The following is a 7,642-nucleotide window of genomic DNA, read 5'->3' on the forward strand; positions in this document are numbered from 1 at the left end:
GGCACCGTTGGAAGCGGCTGCGGCCGGCGCGGTAGCCGTACTCGGCCATCCGTCCGGCATGGAGCGTTTGCCCCTCCCACAGGAGCGGCCGCATTCCACAGGCGCGGAGATGGGCGAATCGCTGACGCGCCACCTGCGCCACACTCTGGTGACCACCAAGGCAGCCGGCCAGGGACGCCAGGTGAACCGACGCTTCGTTCGGCCGGGGCCGCAACGCGACCGTGTGACCTCGTGACCTCGTGCTCCGGCACAGGTCTGCGGCCCACGCGGCAGAGCGCGCGGGCCGGTGCATACAGCGGTCCGGCCGGGCGGAATCACCACCCGGCCGGACCGTGTCCTCAGCCGTTGACGACCGGCACGTTCACGTTGCCGCCCGTACCACCGCCATTGACCACCGGCACATTCACATTCCCACCGGTACCGCCACCATTGACGACGGGCACATTGACATTCCCACCGGTACCGCCACCATTGACGACGGGCACATTGACATTCCCGCCATTGCCGCCGCCATTGACGACGGGCACATTCACGTTCCCGCCATTGCCGCCGCCATTGACCACCGGCACATTGACGTTACCGCCGGTGCCGCCACCATTGACCACCGGCACATTCACATTGCCACCGGTGCCGCCACCATTGACGACGGGCACATTCACGTTGCCGCCTCCGCGGGGGTGCGCGGGGCCGTGGTGGGCGGGCGCCATCGCGTGGGTGGCGGTCTGCGGCGTGGCGGCGAAGGCACTGGCCGGTACCAGGGCGCCTCCGACGGCCAGGGCAGCCGACGCGGTCAGGACGGCCAGACGCTGCTTACGAATTACGGCCATGATGATGCTCCTTGCACAAAGGGAAAGGGGACGGAAACCGCGGCCGGAAGATTTCCCCGGCCGGCGGGGAGTCGGTCACCGTCATCCGTGGTGACCTCCTGCATCCATTAACACCCCCGCTCGCCCCGCGGGCATGCCACTCGAATTCGGGGCTTGACAAACAGCCGGCCACCCCGCAGTCCCCCGAACCCACCGGCCAGCACGCCACCCAACCACTCCCCCCGGCGGACGCACACGAACCCGCGAAGGAGAAGCACCGCCCGCGAAAGCCCACCCCGATCACCGGCCCCGCCCCTGTCCCAACCCCCGCGGGGCCCGGTGCCCGGCGCCACGGTGACCCGACCTGGTCCTCGTGGGCAGGCGATGCGTTGCCGACCGATGAGACCACGAGGGGACCGCACCGCAGTTCTCGGGCTCAGGAGGGCTCGACGCGTCAACCGAGTTCCGTCGCGAGAGAGAACCGCGAGCAGGGAACGATGCATGTAGTGGGTGACGAGGGGCGAACCCGGGGAAGAAGGAGCGGCAACTGATGGGAGGTTGCCATGGACGGCGGGGATCTGGAACTGGGGCAGCTTCTGGCCGCCGCTGAGGGCGCACCGCCCGGGGAGTCGGTCGAGGTACTCGCGGACGACCTGCGCAAGCGCTTCGGGGCGGAGCGTGTGTCGTTCCTGTTCGTCGATCTCGTGGGTCGGCGGCTGCTGCGCCTGACCACACAGGCCGAGAACGATTCGGGTGGCGGCGCCGCCGAGCGGATCGACCTGGAGGGCAGCGTCTACGACGTAGTCCTGCGCACCCAGCGCCAGCACGTGGAACCGGACGGCCAGGGCGGGCGGCGCGTGATCTCGCCGGTCACCAACCGCGGCGACTGCATCGGTCTGCTGGAGGCCACGCTGCAGAACGCGGACGACACCGTGCTCGCGCAGATCGAAGACGCGGCGCACGCACTGGCCTACATAATCGTCACGGACCGCCGTTTCACCGACCTGTACCACGCGGGTCGGCGCACCACCCGGACCAGCCTGGCCGCGGAGATCCAGCACCAACTGCTTCCCTCGGCCTCCTGCTGCGAGGCTCCCCAGTTCACCCTCGCGGCAGGGCTGGTGCCGGCCGACGACATCGGCGGCGACACCTACGACTACACGCTCGATCGCGACACACTGCACCTGTCCATCACCGACGCCATGGGCCACGACACCAACTCCGCGCTGCTGGCCACACTCCTGGTCGGCGCCATGCGCGGCGCCCGCCGCGGCGGCTGTGACGCACTCCAGCAGGCGCAACACGCCCACGACGCCCTGCTGACCCACAGCCGCGGCCTGGCCACCGGCCAGTTGCTGTGCATCAACCTCGCCACGGGGGCCTGCGAACTGGTCAACGCCGGGCATCCCCGGCCCCTGCGCCTGCGCAAAGGCGCCACCGAAGTGGAAGAGGTCCGGCTCTCAGTCAATCTTCCCTTCGGCGTCGCAGCCCCCACCTCCTACCGTGTCCAGGAACTCCAGCTTCTCCCCGGTGACCGTCTGATCCTGCTCACTGACGGCATGCAGGAACGCGGCGCCGGAGCCGTCGACCTGGCATCCCTCGTGTGGGACACCCGCACCTCACATCCCAGGGAAACCGTGCGCAGCCTGACCAGCGCGGTGCTGGACGCCTGTCACGGAAACCTCCGGGACGACGCCACCGTCCTCGTCCTGGACTGGCACGGACCGCGGCGCGAAGACGGGTACGGCCCAGATCGCTGATCAAGCACCACAGCTCGCTTCCCGCGGCCGCGCACGGTGACGTGGTCGACGGCTGTGTGTCGCAGTGCGAAGCGAGTAATCAAGTGAGTAATCGATGGACACGTGCCGCCCCGGACCACGACCCAAGTCGTCCGGGGCGTTGCCGCGCTCGCAGCAGTGCGTCTGTACGCAATACGCTCCCACCTTTGCTCAAAAAGAGTCGAATCGCGGCAAAGCACTCGCCGTGGTCCGTCTCGTCCATAGGCTCGCGGAACGCTCGGGCGACATACGGCTGATGGAGGTTCCGTGCTGCACCCACCCCCACAGGACGCGCAACAAATCGCCCTGCCCGAAGGATTCGACTCGGTCATCCGCGTGCTCGACCGGTACGTCGCCGACCGGAGGGCCGGCCTTTCATGGCGAGGTGGCTCCCGCCGGTGTCGGCTGCCTGCCGTGCTCCTGGCCCGAGAACCGGAGGGCAACCCGGCAGGCCCCGCCGAGCCGGACCCGGCGCTCGCCGCCCTGGTCCTCGCCTACCGGCAGAGGCTGCTGTCCACCGGAGGCGATCCGGCCCAGCACCTGTCCGGCCTCGTGCCGCACGCCCTCCTCGACGCCGCTCTGCTCGCCCGGGGTGGCCCGCGGGAGGACGACGCGGGCGGGCCTCATGTACTACTGCTGGAAGAAGTGGCCCGTCAGCTGCGTGCCTCCATGCCCGACAGGGCCGGGAGGCTGCAACTGCGCGAGTTCGACACGCTGCTGTCGGTGCTGCGTGCACCGCTGCCCGCGGCCGATGACACCGAGTCCGACCGGAAGGCCATGCGCGACATGCTGGTCGAGAGGTGCGCCCGGCGCTTCCAGCCTGCCGCCGGCGCCGTCCCGCTCGGCGAGGTCGGCGGCCCGTGGGCGGCAGCCCTGCGCTGGGTGACCTCCGTGCCGGTGGGGTGGCTCTGGCGTCTGTGGTACGGCATACGCCTGGACCGAAAGCATCCGTGGCTGGGCTCCCACCTGAACCAGCCCGGCCGGAGTTTCCTCGGCGCGGCGCTGGCCCTGCGGGCGGCGCACCAGTACTCGAGAGCTCACCGGACGGCGCAGACGCGGCCCCCGGAGGCCGCGGCCATGGCCACCCGCGATGAAGCGGTCGTCCGGCAGGTCCTGCTGATCGCGCTCCTGCACGACCTGGCGAAGGCGGCACGTCCGCCGATCTGGAGCAGGCACCGCCCGCGCCGGAAGTGGGCCTTCGTCCTGCTGCTTCCGAGCGTCGGCGGTGAGCGGTCGGCCTGCCGCAAGTTCCTGGACGCCTACGCCGCCACAGCCGCCGACGCCGGGCCCAGTCCGCTGCTGGTACTGGGTGCCGCCACGGATGAGATCCCCTCCTACGCAGCTCCACCACCGCCACCCACCGCGCTCCACAGCGGATCCCGCGCCCACCGTGCGGGCCTGGCGACGGCATCCCTGATCTCCGCGACAGTCTCCGGCCGGACCACCGAGACCGTGCACGTGTTGCCACTTCCCCGGACTGCGGACGACAGGACCGCCGCCGAATGGCTGGCCGGACACCGCGCCGTGGAATCTCCTCGGGCCTCCGCCTGGGACTGGTGGCGACCGGCGACCGCCACCCTTGCCGCCGCCCTGGCATTGACCGGCGGTTTCGCGGGCTACGGTGCGGCCCGGTCCGTCATGCCCGGCACACGCCCCGCCGCCTCCTGCCGACAGGTGGCGACGGGCCAGGTGGTGGGCCTCACCGACGGACTCGACGGCTGCGACCTCGCGCATGGTCTGTACGCACCGGAGCTGCGGAAACTGGAGCAGACTCTCGGCCGGCAGAACGCCCTGGTGAACCGGGACCGCCCCTATCGCACGCTCGTCTTCTTCGCACCGCTCAGTGTGGGCTCGGAGTCCAAGCGCACCGTACCCACCGGCTTCCAGATGCTGCGTGGCGCCCTGATGGCCCAGAAGGAGGTGAACGACAGGCACCTGAAGTCCCAGATGCCCATCCGGCTGCTCGTGGCCAACGCGGGCGAGTACTTCCGTTACGGCTCACGCGGTGGTCTGAACACCACCAACCACACCGACGTGGACGTCGCTCAGATGATCCTCGACAGGGCGGCCAAGGACCACATCGCGGCCGTCGTCGGTCTGACGCAGAGCCGGGCCGAGTCACAGCAGGCCGCCATCGAACTGGGCACCAAGGGCCTGGCCGTACTCGGCACCGGAGTCACGGGGCAGCGGATGGTGGAGGGCGAGTCACCCGTCTCCTACTTCCAGCTCTCCCCGCCCGATGCACGCATCGCCGCGGTCATGGCCTCCTTCGCCCAGCACTCACCCCGGCTGCAGGCCCTGACGGGGACCGCCACGGGTCGCACCGGGCCCGCAGCGGTCGTCGTGTACGACCCGCGCGACAAGTACTTCAGCAACGACCTGGCCAACCGCTTCGACGAGGACTACCAAGTGGCCGGACCGGTGTACCGGGTGCCCTACGGCGAGGTGGACGACCGACGCACCTCCGACGTCGCCCAGACCGTCTGCGCGCTGGTCCACCGCACCAACGGCTTCATCCTCTACGCGGGACGCTCCGGCGTCATGGAGGACCTCTTCCACTACATGCAGGGCGACCCCGGATGCCGCGCCCGCCAGAACCGCGTCGCGGTCCTGGCGGAAAGCCCCGCCCCCGACCTCACCCTGCACCCGGAACGGATGCGGCAGGAGTACGACGCGCTGACGCTCTTCTACAACCAATTCAGCCTGCCGGAGCCCAGCGGCCCGTTCTCGCAGCGCTTCCAAGCCGCGTTCGACCTGCCCGCGGAGAACGACGCGGCAGTCGGCTACGACGCGGTGAACATCCTCTCCGACGTCATGAACGCCATCCTGACCACCGATCCCGGATTCACGCCGAGCTCCCTGGTCACCCAACTCCAGGACCCCGGCGTGTCGGACTACGTCGGCGAGTCCGGCGTCATCACCCTGGACAGCGATCACAACTACCCGCCGGACAAGGAGATCCACGTCCGGGAAATCCCCCCGCAAGGCGGCACTCTCACGGACCTCACCTGCGGTGTGCTGGCCCAAAGAGCGGAACGCATCACCCACTGGGGTCCCGGCGGCCGATTCACCTGCCCGACAGACGACTCCTCCTGACGACGACGTGAGCCCGCCCGCCTTCCGATACCGACAGGTCATCGACGTACGCGGTGTGTGTTTCCCCGGCCGCCGAAGCGCACGATTCCGAGGACGAGGTCCGCCAGGAGAACGACCGCGCCGATGATGAGCAGGTAGAACAGACCATGAACGGCGAATCCGATGATTCCCAGGACGACGACCACAAGGAGGAGGAACAAGAAGAGGCTCATCGACCCTCCCGGTCGTTGTGACTCGTTGAAACCGAGAACGGCGGCCGTCCTCGGCAGTGCGGTGGTCGCACCGCGGACGGCAAAACCACTCTCACCACAGCCACCTTCCACCGTACGCCCGGCTGCGCGCGCCGTCCGCTGCAGCCGGGGCGTCTTGGACGTGGGGGGTCAGTAGCCGTCGGCGAGCCCGCAGCGGTCGTCGCCGAAGACCGGTCGGGCATTGCGACGGGTAGCGCCGGTCGCGGGGAGGTTCACGTTCGGGCTCCTTGGGCCGATACGCCAGGAAGCCGGGTTCGCCGCTCGCGCGGAGACCTGGAGAGTCTTCCCTGACCTCGTTTCGAGCGAGCCGCACCCTGGGCCAACCAGCGGGCGACTCTCTGCTGCTGCGGGACGCTCCTTGGGGTGTCGTCGCCGACCCGGTAGTGGCCGTGGAAGCCGCCTACCCCGTGGGTGCAGTGATACGTGGCGGGCAGCCGGTCGGGGCGCTGCCGGGTGACACCGCACCGGCGTGGATGACGACATTGGCAGCCGGTCTCACGAAAGATCGTCCTGGAAGGGTGTCGAGGTGACGTGAGACCGGGAGGGACCGCCGTGGAACCAGACGACCAGATCATGCAGGGCCCCGGTGAGCGGAGGGTCGCCGAAGCGGCGGAACGGATCGTGGCCGAGGGGTGGCCTCGGCTGCACCGCACCTGGACGTCATTGGTGGCCACCGGGCTGCTGGGCGGCATCGATGTCGGCGTCGGCGTCATGGCACTGCTTGCCGTGAGGCGCGAGACGGGGAGCGAACTCCTGGCCGGACTGGCCTTCTCCGTGGGACTCATCGCTTTGCTGCTCGGGCACAGCGAACTGTTCACGGAGGGATTTCTTGTCCCTGTCGCCACCGTCGTCGCGGGCGCGGCCACTTGGCTCGACCTGGTGCGTATGTGGGGAACGGTCCTGGCGATGAATCTGGTCGGCGGATGGGTGTTCACCTGGCTGGTCATGCAGGCGTACCCGGATCTGCGCAGCACCGCGGCTGCTTCGGGCGCGCATTTCGTCCAAGGGGGTTACACATTGGGCACCTTCTGCCTCGCCGTGCTGGGCGGCGGCGTCATCACGCTCATGACCCGTATGCATCACGGCAGCGAGTCCATGACCGGAAAGATCACCGCGTCTGTCAGCACCGCGTTCGTCCTGGCGGGACTCGGACTGTGGCACTCGGTGCTGGACTCCCTCATCGCGTTTGCCGGCCTGCACACCGGTAGCACGTCCTACGGTTACATCGACTGGCTGAAGTGGCTGGCCTGGGCGGTTCTCGGCAACATCGTCGGCGGCGTCCTGCTCACCACAGCGCTGCGTCTCATTCGCAGTGCCCCGATGCTGAGCGACGCCAACCCGCGTACGCGAGCCGATTCCTGACGCCCGCAGGGCAGCGCAGGCCGATCGGGACAGGTGCTGTGTGTTCCGGCGTCAGTGTGAGGGCTCGCGTGAGCACTGCTGACCCCGCCATGTGCCCGAGCCGTGGCCGTCGGCATGCTCATCCCCCGGCGCCGCCGGCCCCACCCCGGAGCCGACGCTCGTGCGCGACAGCGGATTCCGACGGTGAAGGGATCGCGTATGGCATACGGCGAGGCTGACGGTTCCGCTGTGGTGACCGGCGCGTCGTCGGGCATCGGCGCCGAGTACGCCGCCCGGCTCGCCCGACGCGGCTGGGACCTGGTGCTGGTCGCCCGGCGCGCCGAGCGGCTGGACGCCCTGGCCCGGCGGT

Annotated in this window: 7 protein-coding genes; 5 read left to right on the plus strand and 2 right to left on the minus strand. The window is 69.5% G+C overall.

Annotated features, from left to right (window positions below):
• Positions 1 to 235: hypothetical protein (locus IE249_RS39335; RefSeq protein WP_229859827.1), on the plus strand; the 235-nt coding region annotated here is incomplete at its 5' end.
• Between the two features lie 103 nt (positions 236 to 338).
• Here the strand turns inward: IE249_RS39335 and IE249_RS33390 are convergent.
• The gene (locus IE249_RS33390) at positions 339 to 827 is read right to left on the minus strand and encodes a hypothetical protein (RefSeq protein ID WP_189710924.1); all 489 of its coding nucleotides are present in this window, start codon (positions 825 to 827) and stop codon (positions 339 to 341) included.
• 542 nt (positions 828 to 1,369) lie between these two features.
• Between IE249_RS33390 and IE249_RS33395 the strand changes: the two genes are divergently transcribed.
• A complete protein-coding gene (locus IE249_RS33395) occupies positions 1,370 to 2,566 on the plus strand; it encodes a PP2C family protein-serine/threonine phosphatase (RefSeq protein WP_189710926.1) in 1,197 nt (398 codons plus the stop codon).
• A 432-nt stretch (positions 2,567 to 2,998) separates the two neighbouring features.
• The gene (locus tag IE249_RS33400) at positions 2,999 to 5,680 is read left to right on the plus strand and encodes a type 1 periplasmic-binding domain-containing protein (protein ID WP_189710928.1); all 2,682 of its coding nucleotides are present in this window, start codon (positions 2,999 to 3,001) and stop codon (positions 5,678 to 5,680) included.
• Positions 5,681 to 5,718: 38 nt separating this feature from the next.
• Here IE249_RS33400 and IE249_RS33405 read toward each other — a convergent pair whose 3' ends face one another.
• Positions 5,719 to 5,892 (minus strand): hypothetical protein, encoded by a 174-nt coding sequence (locus tag IE249_RS33405; protein WP_189710930.1) that lies wholly within the window; start codon positions 5,890 to 5,892, stop codon positions 5,719 to 5,721.
• Positions 5,893 to 6,483: 591 nt separating this feature from the next.
• On the opposite strand from IE249_RS33405, the gene IE249_RS33410 reads away from it, so the two are divergent.
• Both IE249_RS33410 and IE249_RS33415 read left to right on the plus strand, forming a co-directional pair.
• Complete coding sequence (locus tag IE249_RS33410; RefSeq protein ID WP_189710932.1) at positions 6,484 to 7,293, plus strand: formate/nitrite transporter family protein; 810 nt, start codon at positions 6,484 to 6,486, stop codon at positions 7,291 to 7,293.
• 198 nt (positions 7,294 to 7,491) lie between these two features.
• On the plus strand, positions 7,492 to 7,642 hold a 151-nt coding region (locus tag IE249_RS33415; protein ID WP_189710934.1), incomplete at its 3' end, for an SDR family NAD(P)-dependent oxidoreductase.

Source organism: Streptomyces anandii JCM 4720 (genome assembly GCF_014650655.1).
Classification (GTDB): Bacteria; Actinomycetota; Actinomycetes; order Streptomycetales; family Streptomycetaceae; genus Streptomyces; species Streptomyces anandii.